The organism is Aequorivita sp. 609 (assembly GCF_014212065.1).
GTDB lineage: Bacteria > Bacteroidota > Bacteroidia > Flavobacteriales > Flavobacteriaceae > Aequorivita > Aequorivita sinensis.
Genome location: NZ_JACJVM010000012.1, coordinates 75,038 through 93,132, shown reverse-complemented (window position 1 = coordinate 93,132; position 18,095 = coordinate 75,038). Strand labels below are relative to the sequence as shown.

22 protein-coding genes are annotated in these 18,095 nt (G+C 34.3%); 5 read left to right on the top strand and 17 right to left on the bottom strand.

Annotated features, from left to right (window positions below):
• Nucleotides 1-39: 39 nt before the first annotated feature.
• Genes H4O20_RS06030 through nadC form a run of 3 tightly spaced genes read right to left on the bottom strand, consistent with a single transcriptional unit; the run spans nucleotide 40 to nucleotide 2,263 of the window.
• Entirely contained in the window at nucleotides 40-468 is a 429-nt protein-coding gene (locus H4O20_RS06030; RefSeq protein ID WP_139854932.1) for a DUF2147 domain-containing protein, read from the bottom strand.
• 17 nt (nucleotides 469-485) lie between these two features.
• Nucleotides 486-1,406, bottom strand: coding sequence for a YihY/virulence factor BrkB family protein (locus H4O20_RS06025; RefSeq protein WP_139854933.1), 921 nt, complete (start codon nucleotides 1,404-1,406; stop codon nucleotides 486-488).
• Nucleotides 1,403-2,263, bottom strand: a complete 861-nt coding sequence (nadC, locus tag H4O20_RS06020; RefSeq protein WP_139854934.1) for a carboxylating nicotinate-nucleotide diphosphorylase — start codon at nucleotides 2,261-2,263, stop codon at nucleotides 1,403-1,405. Before nadC ends, H4O20_RS06025 begins: the two co-directional genes overlap by 4 nt.
• Before the next feature lie 105 nt (nucleotides 2,264-2,368).
• Between nadC and rlmH the strand changes: the two genes are divergently transcribed.
• Nucleotides 2,369-2,842 carry a 23S rRNA (pseudouridine(1915)-N(3))-methyltransferase RlmH gene (rlmH, locus tag H4O20_RS06015; RefSeq protein ID WP_165148458.1) on the top strand — a complete coding sequence of 158 codons (474 nt, stop codon included), beginning with the start codon at nucleotides 2,369-2,371 and terminating at the stop codon, nucleotides 2,840-2,842.
• Nucleotides 2,843-2,952: 110 nt separating this feature from the next.
• Here the strand turns inward: rlmH and H4O20_RS06010 are convergent, their stop codons facing one another.
• From H4O20_RS06010 to udk, 6 genes are read right to left on the bottom strand one after another with little or no spacing between them, the layout of a single operon-like run.
• Nucleotides 2,953-3,258, bottom strand: coding sequence for a DUF6122 family protein (locus tag H4O20_RS06010; protein WP_139854936.1), 306 nt, complete (start codon nucleotides 3,256-3,258; stop codon nucleotides 2,953-2,955).
• Between the two features lie 22 nt (nucleotides 3,259-3,280).
• Entirely contained in the window at nucleotides 3,281-3,634 is a 354-nt protein-coding gene (locus H4O20_RS06005; protein WP_185098598.1) for a hypothetical protein, read from the bottom strand.
• Nucleotides 3,635-3,678: 44 nt separating this feature from the next.
• Nucleotides 3,679-5,817 carry a methylmalonyl-CoA mutase gene (gene scpA / locus H4O20_RS06000; protein ID WP_185098597.1) on the bottom strand — a complete coding sequence of 713 codons (2,139 nt, stop codon included), beginning with the start codon at nucleotides 5,815-5,817 and terminating at the stop codon, nucleotides 3,679-3,681.
• Complete coding sequence (locus tag H4O20_RS05995; RefSeq protein WP_185098596.1) at nucleotides 5,810-7,219, bottom strand: methylmalonyl-CoA mutase subunit beta; 1,410 nt, start codon at nucleotides 7,217-7,219, stop codon at nucleotides 5,810-5,812. Before H4O20_RS05995 ends, scpA begins: the two co-directional genes overlap by 8 nt.
• Nucleotides 7,216-7,548, bottom strand: a complete 333-nt coding sequence (locus H4O20_RS05990; RefSeq protein WP_139854940.1) for a septum formation initiator family protein — start codon at nucleotides 7,546-7,548, stop codon at nucleotides 7,216-7,218. The genes H4O20_RS05995 and H4O20_RS05990 overlap by 4 nt, the downstream gene beginning before the upstream one ends.
• The gene (gene udk / locus H4O20_RS05985; RefSeq protein WP_185098595.1) at nucleotides 7,548-8,165 is read right to left on the bottom strand and encodes a uridine kinase; all 618 of its coding nucleotides are present in this window, start codon (nucleotides 8,163-8,165) and stop codon (nucleotides 7,548-7,550) included. The genes H4O20_RS05990 and udk overlap by 1 nt, the downstream gene beginning before the upstream one ends.
• Nucleotides 8,166-8,367: 202 nt before the next feature.
• On the opposite strand from udk, the gene H4O20_RS05980 reads away from it, so the two are divergent.
• Nucleotides 8,368-9,006: a WbqC family protein gene (locus tag H4O20_RS05980; protein ID WP_185098594.1), complete on the top strand. Its 639-nt coding sequence runs from the start codon at nucleotides 8,368-8,370 to the stop codon at nucleotides 9,004-9,006.
• A gap of 4 nt (nucleotides 9,007-9,010) precedes the next feature.
• On the opposite strand, the gene H4O20_RS05975 is transcribed toward H4O20_RS05980, so the two are convergent.
• From H4O20_RS05975 to H4O20_RS05945, 7 genes are all read right to left on the bottom strand, one after another.
• Nucleotides 9,011-10,027: an endonuclease/exonuclease/phosphatase family protein gene (locus tag H4O20_RS05975; protein ID WP_185098593.1), complete on the bottom strand. Its 1,017-nt coding sequence runs from the start codon at nucleotides 10,025-10,027 to the stop codon at nucleotides 9,011-9,013.
• 4 nt (nucleotides 10,028-10,031) lie between these two features.
• Nucleotides 10,032-10,904: a rhomboid family intramembrane serine protease gene (locus H4O20_RS05970; RefSeq protein ID WP_185098592.1), complete on the bottom strand. Its 873-nt coding sequence runs from the start codon at nucleotides 10,902-10,904 to the stop codon at nucleotides 10,032-10,034.
• A gap of 2 nt (nucleotides 10,905-10,906) precedes the next feature.
• Nucleotides 10,907-11,641, bottom strand: a complete 735-nt coding sequence (locus H4O20_RS05965; protein ID WP_185098591.1) for a rhomboid family intramembrane serine protease — start codon at nucleotides 11,639-11,641, stop codon at nucleotides 10,907-10,909.
• 92 nt (nucleotides 11,642-11,733) lie between these two features.
• A complete protein-coding gene (mutL, locus tag H4O20_RS05960) occupies nucleotides 11,734-13,614 on the bottom strand; it encodes a DNA mismatch repair endonuclease MutL (protein ID WP_185098590.1) in 1,881 nt (626 codons plus the stop codon).
• A gap of 6 nt (nucleotides 13,615-13,620) precedes the next feature.
• A complete protein-coding gene (locus tag H4O20_RS05955; protein WP_139854947.1) occupies nucleotides 13,621-13,905 on the bottom strand; it encodes a riboflavin synthase subunit beta in 285 nt (94 codons plus the stop codon).
• 198 nt (nucleotides 13,906-14,103) lie between these two features.
• Nucleotides 14,104-14,601 carry a 6,7-dimethyl-8-ribityllumazine synthase gene (gene ribH, locus H4O20_RS05950; protein WP_139854948.1) on the bottom strand — a complete coding sequence of 166 codons (498 nt, stop codon included), beginning with the start codon at nucleotides 14,599-14,601 and terminating at the stop codon, nucleotides 14,104-14,106.
• A gap of 3 nt (nucleotides 14,602-14,604) precedes the next feature.
• Complete coding sequence (locus tag H4O20_RS05945; RefSeq protein ID WP_185098589.1) at nucleotides 14,605-15,369, bottom strand: tol-pal system YbgF family protein; 765 nt, start codon at nucleotides 15,367-15,369, stop codon at nucleotides 14,605-14,607.
• Nucleotides 15,370-15,658: 289 nt separating this feature from the next.
• Here H4O20_RS05945 and H4O20_RS05940 point away from each other — a divergent pair, with 289 nt between their 5' ends.
• The 3 genes from H4O20_RS05940 to H4O20_RS05930 are packed head-to-tail and all read left to right on the top strand — an operon-like array spanning nucleotide 15,659 to nucleotide 17,528.
• Nucleotides 15,659-16,738, top strand: coding sequence for a DNA replication/repair protein RecF (locus H4O20_RS05940; protein WP_139854950.1), 1,080 nt, complete (start codon nucleotides 15,659-15,661; stop codon nucleotides 16,736-16,738).
• A 12-nt stretch (nucleotides 16,739-16,750) separates the two neighbouring features.
• Nucleotides 16,751-17,173, top strand: coding sequence for a lipocalin family protein (locus H4O20_RS05935; protein ID WP_139854951.1), 423 nt, complete (start codon nucleotides 16,751-16,753; stop codon nucleotides 17,171-17,173).
• A gap of 58 nt (nucleotides 17,174-17,231) precedes the next feature.
• Nucleotides 17,232-17,528 (top strand): DUF721 domain-containing protein, encoded by a 297-nt coding sequence (locus H4O20_RS05930; RefSeq protein ID WP_139854952.1) that lies wholly within the window; start codon nucleotides 17,232-17,234, stop codon nucleotides 17,526-17,528.
• 75 nt (nucleotides 17,529-17,603) lie between these two features.
• Here H4O20_RS05930 and H4O20_RS05925 read toward each other — a convergent pair whose 3' ends face one another.
• Nucleotides 17,604-18,023, bottom strand: coding sequence for a nucleoside-diphosphate kinase (locus H4O20_RS05925; RefSeq protein WP_165148494.1), 420 nt, complete (start codon nucleotides 18,021-18,023; stop codon nucleotides 17,604-17,606).
• Nucleotides 18,024-18,095 lie beyond the last annotated feature (72 nt).

Sequence of the window (18,095 nt, the reverse complement as noted above, 5' to 3'; positions counted from 1 at the left end):
ACCAAAATGGTGGCCTAAAGATACTGTTTTTATGATTTTTTAATTCACTCTAGACCAAGTTTGTGTTCTTCCTAAAAGTGAAAAACCTACATATCCACGTACGTCAAGCTTATTTGCTCCATTTAATTTAATATAGCTTTTATAAACTTTCCCGTTTAATGGGTCCATAATTGTTCCGTCGTTGTATTCATCGCCATCTTTCTGAAGTCCTTTAAGTATTACAAGTCCTTCTATTGGCTTTCCTTTATCCGCTCCTGGGCATTTATCGCATACTGCATTTTTCTTAGCAGGGTTTAAAATTTCTACTATTTTACCATAAACTTTACCGTTTTGCTTATAGATTTCAACAATAGATTTTGCTTCCCCTGTTTCGTCGTCTATAGTTTTCCATTTTCCAGTTACATCTTGAGCCGAAGCAGCAAAAACAGTCATTAAAGCTAATGAGAGTGTTAAAAATATTTTATTCATAATTTGAAGAGATTAAGTTATTTTTTAATTTTTTCTTTAAGCTGCTTAATTGAAACATTCAACTCAAAACCTAGCAGCAAAAGGTTTGCGTTTATCCAAATATATAACATCAATATCAAAAGTGCACCAATAGAGCCATATAACTCGTTATAATTTGAAAAATTATTAATATATATTCCGAAAAAATATGTGGTTAACAAGAACAACACTGTAGTAACTACTGCTCCAATGGAAAAAAAGCTTGAAGACTTCCCTTCTTTGGTTCCGAAGTAATACAAGGTCGCAATTACGACATAGATCATAATTAGGAATACAAGAAATTGAAAGAACTGAATCCAAAACAAATCGTTATCGATATAAGCTCTAGATTGGAAGTCGCGAATAATAAATTCTCCATAAAGGATAACCCCTACTGAAGTTAACAACAACAATGCCAAGAAAATAGCAACACTTAGAGCTACAAGGTATTGACGGAAAAAATTCCTATTTACAGATACGTGAAAAGAGTATTGAAATGCACTAAATATAGCATTCACCCCATTTGCTGATAAGAATAGCGACAGTATAAACACAAACGACAGCAATCCAGAGCGTGGGTTTACCGCAATATCTGCAATAATTGGATAGAAAAACTGTGTGGTTTGTGGAGGTAATAAAGCTTCAATAAATATTAAAAACCGCGTTTGAAACCCATCTATACGGATGTAAGGAATAAGGTTTAAAAGTAAAAGCAAAAAAGGAAATAACGCTAAAAAGAAACTATAAGCAATAGAACTAGCTCGCGGCGAAAAGGAACCTTTTAAAATACCATTTACATAAATTTCTAATAAATGATATAGTGAAAACTGACCTAATCCTGGGAGTTTTATTCTTTTTGTTACATCAACCAATTCCCGTATTACAGGAATTTTTATTTCCTTTTCTTGGTTTTCGCTCATTTAACCGCTTTTAGGCTAAGATCCATATTATAAACCGAATGCGTTAACGCACCACTTGAAATATAATCTACACCACATTCTGCATATTTTCTAACTGTTTCTAATGTAATTCCTCCACTAGATTCTGTTAAACACTTACCGTTAATTAGTTTTACAGCCTTACGAGTATCTTCGTAATTAAAGTTATCGATTAATATTCTATAAACTCCGTCACTTTGAAGGATTTCTTCAATTTCAGCAAGATTTCTTGCTTCAACAATTATTTTAAGATCAAAATGATTTTCTTTTAAATATGCTTGCGTTTTTTCAATAGCCTTAGTTATACTTCCGCAGAAGTCGATGTGATTATCCTTTAGCATTATCATATCATATAACGCAAAACGATGATTCTCTCCACCTCCTATCTTTACAGCCCATTTTTCTAATGCGCGAATTCCAGGTGTGGTTTTACGAGTATCTAAAATTTTGGTATTAGTGCCTTCCAAAAGCTTAACATATTGATTAGTTTTAGTTGCAATTGCACTCATACGTTGCATAGCATTCAAAACCAATCTTTCAGCTTTTAAAATTGACTGTGAAAGTCCTGAAACATAAAAACATACATCTCCATATTTTACTGGAGAGCCGTCTTTTATTTTTACCTCTACTTCAAGACCTGGATCTATATATTCAAAAACTTGTTTCGCAAAATCTATTCCTGCAATAATTCCTTCGTCCTTTACCAAAAGCTTAGCCGAACCGGTAGCATCTTCTGGAATACAGGCTAATGAACTATGATCGCCATTCCCTACATCCTCACGAATTGCATTTGCGATTATGATATCTATCTCTTTGTTGAATTGTTTTTCTGAAATCATAGCTTAAAATTTTAGCTAAAATACTTTAAAAAGTTAGAAAGTCGAAGTGAGAATTAGGAAGAGACACCTATTATCTTTGTATTTTTGAAATCTGAAAACTTTTAGATGAAAATTACACTACTCGCAATAGGTAAAACCGACAATAAACAGTTACAATCCCTAATGGATGATTACATCAAAAGATTGGGGTTTTATATTCCTTTTGAATTGGAAGTAATTCCAGATATTAAAAATGCAAAAAACTTATCTGAAGCCCTTCAAAAACAAGCTGAAGGTGATGAGATCCTAAAACGAACAAATACAGCTGATGTATTGATTCTTCTAGATGAAAAAGGAAAAACATATACTTCTGAAGGATTTTCTCAATTTTTACAAAAGAAAATGAATAGCGGCCTGAAAAATCTAATTTTTGTAATTGGAGGGCCTTATGGATTTAGCGAGGAGGTATATAAACGCGCAAACGGAAAAGTATCCCTTTCTTCAATGACTTTTTCTCATCAAATGGTAAGGTTGTTTTTTATTGAGCAACTATATCGCGGGTTCACTATTTTAAGAAATGAACCCTATCATCATAGGTAGTCCGGGGCTTCGGTGTATTTTATTTTTCTACAGAAAATAGAAATACTCAGCCACCTTCAATTGTTCAATATTTCATATTTTAATATTGATACTTAGCTTTTATTGGCTAATCACCATTGACAATCTATAAAATCTGTTAGCATGTGGAATAGTAATCCTACTGCTATAATTCTTGTTTTTTTGAAAAACAACATCACCACATAAACCGCTATTGCCCAATAAGTGTGTAATGGGTGGAAATTAATACTACATCTACCTGGATCAAATATAGGCGTAGCCAAAAGATGATCTAAATCTACTAGCATTGTAGCCAACATTATTAACCAAGCTTTCTTCCATTCTTTTCTGAAGAAAACATAAGCTATTAGTCCAGGAACTAATAAATGTAATGTATAATGAATAATCGTTTGAAGCATTAAAGATTTTTATGGAAGTAACTTAATCGATGAAAACAATGAATTCTATAATTAAAGCAAGAACTATCAAAACCACAATACTTACGGCAACCCAAGCATACACCTTATAAAACTTCTTGATATCGCGAAAATCTTGATTTAGTATTGTTTCAGTACTAGCAACTATATCATTTTCAATTAGCAATGAATCTACTTTTTGTCTATCAGTTTCAAGAATGAAATACCTAATTCCACCATCTAAAAATGCTTGTTCCTTAACTTCAGAATAGAATGGTAATTGTTTGCGGGTCATCACATTTTCAAAGTTGATTTTATCTTTCAATAAAACATACAACTTTAAATGATCTTGATGCTTTATATAAAAATTCTCATTCATTCTGATAATTTATACAATAAAGCAGTCAATTACCCCCAATTCCACTACTCTATAGATTCAATCAACACTCCCAACATCTCAATTGCTGCATCGCTAATGCGGGTTCCGGGACCGTAAACAGCTATAGCCCCTGCATCAAAAAGGTATTGATAGTCTTGTGCAGGAATTACACCGCCAACGATAACCATAATATCCTCACGGCCGTAATTTTTTAAAGCTTCAATTACTTGAGGTACTAACGTTTTATGGCCTGCTGCCAAAGACGATACGCCTAGAATGTGGACATCATTTTCTACAGCTTGTTTCGCAGCTTCGGCTGGAGTTTGGAATAGTGGACCTATATCCACATCAAAACCTACGTCGGCATATCCCGTAGCAACAACTTTCGCTCCTCGGTCGTGACCATCTTGCCCCATTTTTGCAATCATAATACGTGGACGACGCCCTTCCAATTCTGCGAACTGGTCTGCCATCTCCCTAGCTTTTGCAAAGCTTTCATCTTGTTTTATTTCTTTACTATACACGCCGCTAAATGATCTTATTTGTGCTTTATACCTTCCGAATTCCTTTTCCATTGCGGTAGAGATTTCGCCAAGAGTTGCTCTACAACGAGCAGCTTCTACAGCTAAAGCTAATAAATTTCCTTCACCTGTACGGGCACATTCGGTTATATCTGCAAGTGCTTTTTCAACTTTAGTATTATCTCGAGTAGATTTTATTTGATTTAAGCGTTCTATCTGAGAAGTTCTAACCTTTTTATTATCAACATCTAAAATTTGTAATGGGTCTTCTTTAGCCAATCGGTATTTATTAACCCCGACAATTACATCCTGACCACTATCTATACGCGCTTGTTTTCTAGCCGAAGCTTCTTCAATGCGCATTTTAGGAATACCCGCTTCTATAGCTTTTGTCATCCCTCCTAACTCTTCAACTTCTTCAATTAAAGCCCAAGCTTTATTTGCGATTTCATTAGTTAGACTTTCTACATAGTAACTTCCTGCCCACGGATCGACAGTTCTTGTGATTTGGGTTTCAGTTTGTAGATAAATTTGTGTGTTTCTCGCAATACGGGCAGAGAAATCTGTTGGTAAAGCAATAGCTTCATCTAATGCATTGGTATGTAAAGATTGTGTACCACCGAATGCCGCTGCTGCAGCCTCAATTGCAGTTCTAGCAACATTGTTAAAAGGATCCTGCTCGGTAAGACTCCACCCACTGGTTTGACAGTGCGTACGCAACGAAAGTGATTTTTCGTTTTTAGGATTGAATTGCTTCACAATCTTAGCCCATAGCATTCTAGCAGCTCGCATTTTTGCGATTTCCATAAAATGGTTCATCCCAATTGCCCAAAAGAAAGAAAGTCTAGGTGCAAAGGTATCTATATCCATTCCTGCTTTAATTCCTGTTCGGATGTATTCCAATCCATCAGCCAAGGTATATGCAAGTTCAATATCTGCCGTTGCTCCAGCTTCCTGCATATGATATCCAGAAATAGATATACTGTTGAATTTAGGCATATTTTTAGAAGTAAATTCAAAAATATCACTGATAATCTTCATCGATGGTGTAGGCGGATAGATATAAGTATTCCTCACCATAAACTCCTTTAAAATATCGTTTTGAATAGTTCCCGAAAGATCTTTTGGCGCAACGCCTTGTTCCTCGGCAGCAACAATGTAGAATGCCATAATTGGTAGTACAGCACCATTCATCGTCATCGATACACTCATCTTATCTAAAGGAATTTGATCGAAAAGAATCTTCATATCCTCAACGCTATCAATAGCCACTCCTGCTTTACCAACATCACCTTCTACCCTTTCGTGGTCGCTATCATATCCTCTATGTGTAGCAAGGTCGAAAGCTACTGAAAGTCCTTTCTGACCTGCAGCTAAATTTCTTCTATAAAAAGCATTACTGTCTTCTGCAGTAGAAAATCCTGCATATTGACGAATTGTCCAAGGACGACGCACATACATAGTAGAGTATGGTCCGCGAAGATTTGGAGTAATTCCTGCTACAAAATTTAGATGCTGAAGCTTGTCAATATCTTCCTTGGAGTATTCTTTTTTTAATTCAATATTCTCCGCTGTGGAAGAAGTATCATCATTCAATTCTGAATTCTGAGTTCTGAATTCTGAATTATCCAGGCTAATATGTTGTATATCTCTTCTACTCATTGCTTAATCTTTCTTGTTCAACTTTTTCTGCCAAACGTTTTTGAATGATTGGAACTATTAAGGTTTTTACCGGATTGTGCTTTACAAACGGAAAAAGCTCAATATCCTCTTTCATTCTATCATTCTTGTTAATGTGATAGTTGGTTCCCAATAGTTTTAATTCGCCACTATCAAAAAGCTGCTGTTCTTTTTCAGCGCTTTTTTTAATTTTCTTCTGAATTGTTTCTTCTTTTAACTGCTTCAGAAAACCACCGTTCTTCTCAATGTCTTTAAACAGTTTTAATGCTTTTTCAGCCAGTTCAGTTGTAAGTTGCTCGATATAATAAGTTCCATCAGCAGGATTACTTACACTTTCAAAATAACTTTCGTTTTTTAAAATCAGTAATTGATTTCGCGAAATACGCTCACCAAACTCATTGCTTTTGTGATAAATTTCATCGTAAGCCAAGTTACAAACAGTATCAGCACCGCCTAATACAGCACTCATACATTCGGTAGTACTTCGCAATAGATTTACGTTGTAATCGTAAAGCGTTTTATTGCGTTTTGAAGGTGTAGAAACAATATGGCAAGTTTCTTTTACTCCATATTCGTTAGCCAAAACTTTATAAAGCTTTCTTAAGGCTCGGACTTTTGCAATTTCAAAGAAATAATTAGCTCCTGTAGCTAATTGAAAAGTTGTATTTAAGTTTTGAGCTTCTTCCTTGTTTAAAATCTCAGTATTAGCTTCAGAATCTTCTGAATTAATTAAGTGATTTAGATATTCATTTACGTGAGACAAGGCATAAGCCAATTGCTGCACGATATTAGCACCAGCATTTTGGTAAACAGTTGTATCTACAGATAAGAGGTTTAAGGAAGTATTTTTCTTAATAACACTCTCTAAAATTTCGTGATCTTTCTTTAAGTTATGAAACCAATTTCCAGTACGAGTTAAATTTCCAATAATATCAATATTGTAATATACTGAGGCTTCTTTATTTGCAAAGAACTTGAATAGTTTAGTGTAAAACGCTTCTGAAAGAAATTTTAAGTTGAAATAAACTGAGACATTCTCAAGTGGGAAATCTTTAAAAACAACTTTAATATCAAAATCTTCATCTGCAGTAAAAATTATTGCATTTGCACCTCTGTTAATTGCATCAATAGCAATATTATTAGCTATTTGCTCGTCATCGATAAATATTTTTTGGGCAATCTTCCAAGATTCGGGTTGCCCTGGAATTGGAGAAAACTCATTATCAAAATCATCTTGATGATAAAAAGGTTTTACATGTACTCCTTCAGGACTTTGCCAAACTAATGTTTCGTTATAATCTGCGCCCTTTAAGTCAAATTGAATTTGCTGTTTCCACTGTTTAGCTGAAACTTGGTCAAATTCTTCAAATAGAAACTCACTCATCGCTTATCTTCTTTTTTAATACTATCTTGATTTTCGATAATATAAATATCTTCGTTTTCTTTTTTCAAATAATACTTTTCTCGAGCAAATTTTTCCATTTCCTCTTTATCTTCCATCTTCTTTATAAATGCTTTATCATTTTCTATTTCCTTTTGATAGAACTCGGCATTGTCTTCAAGCGCATTAATTTCACTATCTAATTCGTGGTGAGTTAGATAGGAATTTGCATCGAAAAACAACATCCAAATAATAAACACAACAAGAATTAGTACGTATTTGTTACTTACAAACCGCACGAATTTATTATTCCTAAGTTCTGATAAACTCACTATTCTTTAAGTCTTATTTTATGATCTATAATACTTCTTATAACTTCTACAGCCACAGTATTGTATTTGTTGGTTGGTATAATTATATCGGCATACTCTTTTGTAGGCTCTATAAACTGCTGATGCATCGGTTTTAGTGTGGTTTGATACCTGTTTAAAACTTCCTCTAAGTCACGACCACGAGTGGCAATATCGCGTTTTAATCTGCGTATTAATCGTTCGTCGCTATCAGCATGTACAAATATCTTAATATCAAACATTTCGCGAATAACAGGATCTGATAATATAAGGATTCCTTCTACAATTATAACCTTTTTTGGGTAAGTAGTAATTGTTTCTCCTGTACGATTATGCTCTATAAATGAATAAACTGGTTGCTCAAACGAATTTCCAGCGCGAAGTTCTTTTAAATGACTAGCTAGCAATTCAAAATCAATAGCCTGTGGATGATCAAAGTTTATTTTGGTTCGTTCGTCTAATGTTAAATGACTTGTATCGTGATAGTATGAATCTTGAGATATTATACACACTTCATCTTCTGGAAGTTCTGATACAATTTGATCGACTACTGTAGTTTTACCACAACCGGTTCCTCCGGCAATGCCAATTATGAGCATATTTAAAAGATTTTTACAAAGGTAGGGAAAATGGTTTCAAGTTCCACCCTAGATAGCACTCCCGTTGTTAGTTTAGGCTTATTTTTTATTACTTCAGGTTAAAGTGAAAACCTAAAAGCTTTACACTATTTAAAACTATGTACATTAATTTTGTTTTGAGTATGTTTTTCTTTCTTAATTTTGACACGCTCAATTATTTAAAATGAAAACAATCCTCTTATACCCATCATATTTTCCTACTATCGAACAAATGGCTGCGGTAGCGCAGGCTGAAAAAGTGGTTTTTGAAGTGGAGGATAACTACCAAAAACAAACTTACCGAAACCGAACATATATTGCGCATAGCAACGGGAAACTACTGTTGAACATTCCAGTGAAGCACAGCAAAAATGGAAATCGTCAAAAAACTAAGGATATTTTAGTAGAAAACGACTTTCCTTGGCAAGACCATCATTGGAAGAGTTTGCAAAGCGCTTATCGCACCTCTCCTTTTTTTGAGTTTTATGAAGACGACCTAGAACCTATATTCACCGAAAAGGTGGAAAGCTTAATGGAGTTCAATCTAAATATATTTAATATCCTCTGTGAAATAATAGGAATAGACATTGAGGTTTCACATACCACAGAATTTGAAAAGAAACCCGAAATTGATGACCTACGTATATTAGTTAACGCTAAGAGAAAGTCGGCATTTAATTGTGAAAAATATACGCAAGTTCACGAAGCAAATCATTCATTTTTACCAAATCTATCGGTATTAGATTTACTGTTTAATGAAGGACCAAACACATTAACGTATTTAGAAAATGCCGAAGTTTTTGAGAATTACATCAAAAGCTAAAAGACTACCACCCCACAGTAGAGCGGATAGCGTAATGGTCGGAAAAGGTTTTTTTCATAGTATCAAATGATAAAACATCCAACTCTTCAGAAGCAAAAATATAATCAATACGCATTGGGAATTTTTCGAAATTGAAAGTTGTTCCTAGGCCATTCCCACGTTTTCTAAAGCTATCTTGCATACCTTCCTTTAATTTTCTATAGGTATAAGAAAAAGGAGTGTTATTGAAATCACCTGCAATAATTATCGGGTACGATACTTTAGTTTTATGTGCATTTATTTCTTCAATTTGTGATTGCTGTTTTCTGAAGGCATAAGAAACCCGCTTCATCAACTTTTCATTATCATTTTTTTGTAAAAAGCTAACTCGAGGTATTATACCTAAAGATTGTAAATGCAAATTATAAACTCTAAGAGTGTCCTTTCCTTTAACTATATCTGCATATAATGCATTATTATAAGTTTCCGAAAAATCAAAATAACCTCTCTTTATGATTGGATATTTTGATAAAATAGCGTGACCTAAAGCAGCTTTGTTGTGTTTAAAATGAATGAATTTATAAGGATATGCTGAAAAGTCAATTTTATTGCCCTTATAAAACTCCTGAATGCAAACGATATCGGGATCTTCTTCAGAGAGAATTTCGGTCATTATATCAAAAGCTTCATCGTCTAAATTTTTCTCGTACGCATTAAAAAGTCGAACGTTATACGACAAAATATTCAAACTATTTTCATACTGTGAAGCATCAACTTGCGATGAAATTTCATAAAAAACATTGAAATAGAAATATGAAATTAAAAGAACAGTAAACGAAACAAAAAATCGTTTTCTAAACTGTATTGCCCAATAAATAGCGAAAATAATGTTAACTATAATTAGCAATGAAACCACCAAGCTTAGCAAAGAAAGTATTGGAAAGGTCTTGGGAGGTAGGTAAGGTAAAACGAAAGAAATCAATAATAGAAATGCTGCGAGCAAGTTGCCCCAAAAAATCATCTTATTGATAAATCTTCGCATGGAATTAATCTTCTTTCCCGGCTTTAAAAAGAAAGTCTTTTTCTTCTTTTGTTAGACTTTCATAACCGCTTTTACCTATTTTATCCAAAATCTCATCTATCTTTTTTTGATAATCAGACTTTGATTCTTTAGGCTTAGAACGCTTAGATTTTGGTTGTGTTGTACGGTGAACTTTTCGAAAGGGTTTTTTTGTTCTTGGCTTAAAAAGATTGGCTATCCAATCCATGAAATTCTCGAACCATTTCCCAATATCATTACCTTTTGCAAGCTGAATTGCATATACATAACCAAAGACTGCTCCTCCTACATGGGCTAAAATTCCACCTGCATTTCCAGCTGGAATTCTAACTAAATCCAACACAAAAAGAAATAACGCAATATGCCAAAGTTTGATTGTAAAACTAAATAATCGGAATGCTGTATTTGGAGTATATGTAGCTATAAATATCATTACAGCAGTAACCGCTCCAGATGCCCCAATCAAGTAGCCTCTACTTTCATTAAAAACAGGAAAAAGATTATAAGATACTACAAACAGAAGGCCACCAAAAAGTGCTCCTAACAAATATACCGTGAGCAATCTTTTACCTGTAAACAGGTTTAGCACAAATTGTCCAAACCAGTACAACCATATCATATTAAATAAGATATGTAAAAACCCGAAATGCAGAAAAGTATAAGTGATTAAAGTCCATGGCTTAGTTATAAGACTTCCAATATCATCACTTAAAACAAACCAACGAGAAAAATAAAATTGACTAGTGTTTAAAAAGAAAGAGCCTAGATAAACTGCAAAAAATGCAATTGCATTAATCACAATAAGCTTCACCAGTATATTGGCCGACTTGTATTTATCTATAAGATTGTTTGCTGCCATAATTAATTCCAGCGATGGTTATCAAAACTATTTTTCTTCCAGTACCAAGCCATAATAAACCCGAACAATGCTCCTCCAATATGCGCGAAGTGTGCAATACCTGTTTGAGCTCCAGTAATTCCAAAAACTAAATCTAAAACAATTATACCTGGGATAAAGTATTTTGCTTTAATAGGTATAGGCAGGAAAATCATCATCAGCTCTACTGTTGGGAACATCATTCCGAAAGCCACTAACACTCCATATACTGCTCCAGAAGCACCCAATGCCACTCCGTTGTATATATTGTACATACTCTGAATTGTGTCCTGAGACACATACTCTAAAATTGCAGTGTTATACTTTCCTGTTTCCAAGATATCCATAATTTGCGGCTGACTTAGCCCCGCACTTAACAAATCATCCATGCCACTATGAAGCTGGAAGTAATTTACAAGGGTATAAATTAACGCCGAACCAATTCCTGCAGAAAAGTAGAAGAACAGAAATTTTTTCTGTCCCCAACGCATTTCCAAAGGTGAACCAAAAGCCCACAAAGCATACATATTAAAAAGTATGTGGAAAAAGCTGCCATGCATAAACATTGATGTAACCGGCTGCCAAAATTGGAAATTCGAGTTTTCGAAATAATATAAAGCGAATAATCTCTCCGCAATTCCTCCTGTAAACTGTGTGCCTATAAAAAAGATCACATTCAGGATTAATAGAAACTTTACTGTATCTGTTATTCTTCCCATAATTATTACTACCTCTAATTATAACAATGTGTTTTAAAACACCACATCTTAATAAACCTCGGTAAAATTATTTAAACCCCTAAAGGTTAATTCTACATAAACTTCTTATCCAGTTCATTTACGTCTAAAGTAATGAAAACTGGCTTATTGGTTGGGCTTACAGACGGTTCCTTACAAGCAAACAATTGGTTTATTAAATGTTCACGCTCTTCGCTATTTAAAGAAACACCCGTTTTAATCGCCATACTTGCTGCCATCGATTTAGATAACATATCGTTCTGACTGAAGCCACTATCCGGCACTTCCTCTTTTATATCGTTAATAAGCTGACTTAGCAAATTTACGACATGGCTTTCTAGTATCAATACCGGAATTCCGCTAATCTCAATAGTTTCATCTTTTAACTCTGAAAAAACAAAACCTGTGTTCTCCAACTGTTCCCGTATTTTTTCAATAATAGCTACGTCAGGTTTAGAAAAACTAAGCTGAAGTGGAAATAATAACTGCTGACTAACCGCTTCTTTAACTGTTATATTCTTCAGCAATTCCTCATAAAGAATTCGTTGATGCGCTAGATTTTGATGAATTACCATCATTCCGCTTTTTAACGGACTTATAATGTATTTATTCTGAAGTTGAAACGTTGTTTGTCCACGCTCAGTTTCTTTATCAGTAAAAAGACTTCCCGTCACTTCTTCACTTTCAAACTCCATTTCTACGGCACTCAACGATCTCCCTTCGGCTTGTTGCGTGGTGCCGAAACGAGAAGTTTCATTTTCACCTTTTAGCCCAACATATAATGATTCCCAAGAAGATTCTTTACCTCTGTTAAACGGAAATTTTATATTTGCTTGTTTAGGTTTTTCTTTAAACGGATTGAAATCTCTATCAACCTCTATAGTTGGTGCTGTAGGTGCTTTTTTACTGTATTCATAAGGAGTGTCGAACCCTTTATCTCTTTCAAAATCGAGTACAGGAGCAATATTAAATTGCCCTAAGCTGTGTTTTACAGTTGCGCGAAGCATTGCATAAATAGAATGTTCGTCGTCGAACTTAATTTCGGTTTTTGTAGGATGAATATTGATATCTATAGAATGTGGATCTACTTCTAAAAACAAAAAGTACCCTGGATGAACATCGTTTTTCATCAAGCCTTCAAAAGCTGAATTTACTGCGTGATGTAAATATGGACTTTTTATAAAACGGTCGTTTACAAAGAAAAACTGCTCTCCTCTACTTTTCTTTCCGTATTCTGGTTTCATCACAAAACCTTCTATTTTTAGAATCTCAGTTTCTTCACTTACTGGTACTAGTTTTTCATTTGTTTTACTACCAAAGATATTTACAATTCGTTGACGCGAATTTGACGATGGAAGATTAAAAACATCGCTTCCATTGTGTAGCATATGAAAAGCAACACCGGGATGTGCCAAAGCTACACGGTGAAATTCGTCGATAATATGACGAGTTTCAACTGTATTGCTTTTAAGAAAATTTCTTCTAGCAGGAATATTGTAAAATAGATTTTTAACCGAAATGGTTGTTCCTTTTGGTACAACAGCGGGTTCTTGGGAAATTACTTTGCTACCTTCAATAGTTAAATGCGTTCCAATTTCTGAATCTTCAGTCTTGGTTTTTAATTCAACGTGTGCAATTGCAGCAATAGAAGCTAAAGCTTCTCCTCGAAATCCTTTTGTATTTAAATTGAATAAATCTTCAGCCGATTTTATTTTTGAAGTCGCGTGACGCTCAAAACTCAATCGCGCATCGGTTACACTCATCCCTACTCCATTATCGGTAACTTGTACAAGTGTTTTTCCTGCATCTTTAACAACAAGTGTTATAGCAGTAGCTTTCGCGTCAATGGCGTTTTCCAATAACTCTTTTACTACCGAAGCAGGGCGTTGAACAACTTCCCCAGCTGCAATTTGGTTAGCAACGTGATCTGGTAATAACTGAATAATGTCTGACATTAAAATCTATGCGTAGAAAATGGATAAATCGAAATCAATGATAAATAGGAAAATAAGCACAAGAATTGCGATTATAGCCAACAGTCTTAAATTAGTTTTTCTATCTGAAGACTGTCTTAAATCTGCCCAAGCAGTTCTAAATTTAGCTTTTATCCCTGTGTTTTCACCAACAGTAGTCCTGTATTGATCAAATTTATGACCTATTGAAAAAGGGCTACCTTCTCCGTCATATTCAAAATGACGTGGTTTATAACTATACTTCTTATTTTTTCTTCTACCTATTAGTCCCATAATTGTTGTGCCTCAAAGTTACTCAATTCAATTCTGAATTTAAATGTTTTTTGAACAATTACTGTACCAATGGTGTATTCCGTTCACATTGGCAGTGCGTAGTAATTTGCACCCTTCGTTTGCGTTTAGGGTGACAAAACTAGGATTTGAATCTAAAATTTCGGTTACTGAGCGAATTCGAAGTATAAATACTAAATATTAAAACTTAGAATCTTTGCGAAGTTGCGCCATTTTGATTGCTGCAATAGCTGCTTCAGTTCCTTTGTTTCCGTGCTTTCCGCCACTACGATCTATAGCTTGTTGCATAGTATTATCTGTAAGAACACAGAAAATAACAGGGATATTCCCTTGAACATTTAAGTCTTTAATTCCTTGTGCTACGCCCTCACAAACGTAATCAAAATGCTTAGTCTCTCCTTGAATCACACTACCTATTGCAATTACTGCATCAAGCATATCATAACTCTGAGTCATACGTTTACAGCCATAAATTAACTCAAAGCTCCCAGGAACATTCCAACGAACTATATTCTCGTTAATAGCGCCACAATCTTTCAAAGCATCGAAAGCGCCTTGAAACATTCCTTCTGTTATTTCGTGATTCCATTCTGAAACAACAATCCCAAATCGAAAGTCCTTCGCATTTGGGATTGTTGTTTTATCGTAAGCCGATAAATTTGTATTTTCTGTTGCCATTCTTTATTTCATTGCTTCTGCACGACCGGTATAAATTTCGGCTTTTGCAGCTTCAGTTGAATTCGGATATTCATCCGCTATTTTTTTGAAGTGCTTTAATGCTTTGTCATTCTGATTTAAAGCTATCGCTACAATTCCAGCTTTTAGTAGGAAACGTGGCGTAGTAAATTCATTAGAGCGCATTTTTGCAGCTTCTTCGTAATATTTTAAAGCGTCTTCATTCTGATTTAGTTGAGCGAACGCATCACCAATTGCACCTTTAGCTAGAGGAGCTAAAACATCGTCCTTGCTGCTAAATTTATCTAACTGAGCAATTGCTTCTTGATATTTATTAGTGTTAAGGTAAGCCATACCTGCGTAATAATGTGCAAGGTTTGCCGCTTTTGTTCCACTATAGTTTTCAATTATATCAATAAAACCATATTTACCCTCGCCTCCTTGAAGTGACAGATTGTATAGAGAGTCTTTAGCTGGAGCAGTTAAAGCTTGTTCCCAATAGTTTTGTGCTTGAAACAATTCGTTCATTGCTTCTGCCTCTTTAGGAGCTTTTATATACTGGTCGTAAGCAAAATATCCTAAAACACAAACAGCTACTACGATAATGAAACCTAAAATACCTTTCTGGTTCTTTTCAATCCACGCCTCCGTTTTAGATGCGCCTTCGTCAAGGGTATTAAACACTTCTGCAGTTGTGCTGCCGTCTTCTAATTGTTCTTCTTTTTCAACCTTAGTTCTAGGTTTGCCTCCGCGTTTTTTGTACGTTGCCATAGTTATTGATTATAGTGGCGCAAAAATAAAATTTTTAATGGAATTTAAAAGGATTAATATTTCTTATTTTTTATTAATACTCAATCCTACTATTAATAGACCTCAAAGCGCCATTTACGTGCAATAATAAACCTTTTAAAATAGAATTTAAACAAAAGAACACAAGTCTTTAGACAAAATCACGTCAAACCTTGTATTTTTACATCCTTATTGAAAACAACCTCTAAAATAGTTCTCAAAAGCACTGATATCATCATGTGGGTTTAATTGTCCTAAGTCAATTTTTTATATGAATTTACAAAAGCTATCCTTACTTAACTATAAAAATTTTGAAGCCAAATCCTTCGAATTTGATCCCAAAATCAACTGCTTCGTAGGGAATAATGGTGTAGGAAAAACTAACGTTCTAGACGCTATCTATCACCTATCCTTTGGGAAAAGTTATTTCAATCCTATTACAATTCAAAATATAAAACACGGAGAGGAGTTTTTTGTGGTTGAAGGGTTTTACGATAGAAAAGAAAGTCAGGAAAAAATTGTTGTAAGTGCCAAAAAAGGACAAAAAAAAATCATTAAAAGAAATGGAAAGGCTTACGAAAAATTAAGTGAGCACATTGGATTTCTACCCTTAGTGATAATCTCACCCGCTGATAGAGATTTAATTATTGAAGGAAGCGATACACGAAGAAAGTTTATTGATGGTGTTATTTCGCAAAGAGATCCGGATTACTTACAAACTCTTCTCAAATACAATAAGGTATTATCACAACGTAATTCCCTATTAAAGTATTTTGCTGCAAACAACACTTTTAACCAAGATACAATTGACATTTACAATGAACAACTTCACAATTACGGAACATCTATCTTCGGAAAAAGAAACGCATTCTTAGAAGAATTTTTTCCAATATTTCAAAATAGATACAAGTCGATTAGCAGTGGTGACGAATCCATAAACTTAATTTATCAAAGCCAATTACAAGAAAATGATTTGCTAACACTTCTTCAAACAAATATTGTAAAGGATAAAATCACGCAGTACACCAACTTTGGAATTCATAAGGACGATTTAATTTTCGAAATTGACGGACATCCTATCAAAAAGTTTGGCTCACAAGGGCAGCAAAAATCGTATCTTATAGCCTTAAAGCTAGCTCAATTCGATTTTATAAAAAATCACACTAAAACTAACCCTATTTTACTTTTAGATGATATTTTTGACAAACTCGATGAAACTCGAGTAGAACATTTAATCACTTTAGTAGACAAAGAAAACTTCGGGCAGCTATTCATCAGTGATACTCACGCCGAACGCACCGAGGAAGTAATAAAAAAAGTACATCAGACATATAAAATGTTTCAGCTATAAACTTAAGAAAAGATGAATTTTAGAATAATACTATTAATACTTACTATCGTTTTATTTTCTTGTGAAAAACCTAATCCAGAGGAACAAAAGCAACATCTTAGCGGTTATTGGGAAATAAACACCGTAGAAATGCCTGACGGAGAAGTTAAAAACTTTGGTGTAAACACTATAATAGACTATATTGAGATAAATGGCGATAGCGGAACTCGCACAAAGGTTTCTCCAAAATTTGATGGAACCTTTAATACAAATGGTGTAACGGAGGACTTTACCTTAAACATTGAAGAAAACCAATTAATCATGCACTACAAAACTTCATTTGATGAGTGGAAAGAAACAGTAGTTGAAGCAAAAGATAGCACCTTGGTTTTAAAAAACAGAGATAATAAAACCTACACGTACAATAGGTTCAAAAAATTTGACATTGTAGATTGATTACAAATGTTGAGTAGTAAATGATAAACCTTAAAATTCACATTTCTAAAATTGAAAAATGGCTAAACGATACGCAGAAAATATATCACTTGGAGACGCTTTAAAAGAGTTTATCGGTAAAAACAAGCTTGACAAAGGCTTGGACAAGGTAAACGCTAAAGAAGCTTGGGTAGCCGTTATGGGTCACGCTATTGTAAAATACACATCCGATGTAAAATTGGATCGTGAGACGTTGTACGTGCAACTCACTTCTTCAGTTTTACGTGAAGAGCTCAGTTATGGTAAAGACAAAATAGTTAAACTCCTCAATGAAGAGCTGGGAAGAGAATTAATAAAAAAGTTGATTTTACGATAGAGCAAAAAAATAATGTAAAAACAAAAACGCCTTCCAAATTGGAAGGCGTTTTCAATATAAATATTTTGTAAATACTTAGAACATTTCACGACCTGAGAAATGGAAAGCACTTTCAATTGCAGCGTTTTCATCGCTATCACTTCCGTGAACTGCGTTTTCGCCAATTGAAGCTGCATACATTTTACGGATAGTACCTTCAGCAGCATCTGCTGGATTAGTAGCACCAATTAATGTACGGAAATCTTCAACTGCATTTTCTTTTTCAAGAATTGCAGCAACGATTGGCCCGCGTGTCATATATTCTACTAATTCTCCATAAAATGGACGCTCACTATGTACTGCATAAAATGCTTTTGCATCGTTTGTAGTCATATGAGTAAGTTTCATCGCTACGATTCTAAAACCTGAAGCGTTAATTTTTTCAAGAATTGCGCCTATGTGTCCTTTTTCAACCGCATCTGGCTTTAACATTGTAAATGTTCTGTCTGTTCTCATTGTGTTTTTTAAATTTCGGCAAAAATAGGTATTTTATTTTCAACATTCAAAACCTATGCTTTTTGTTTAAAC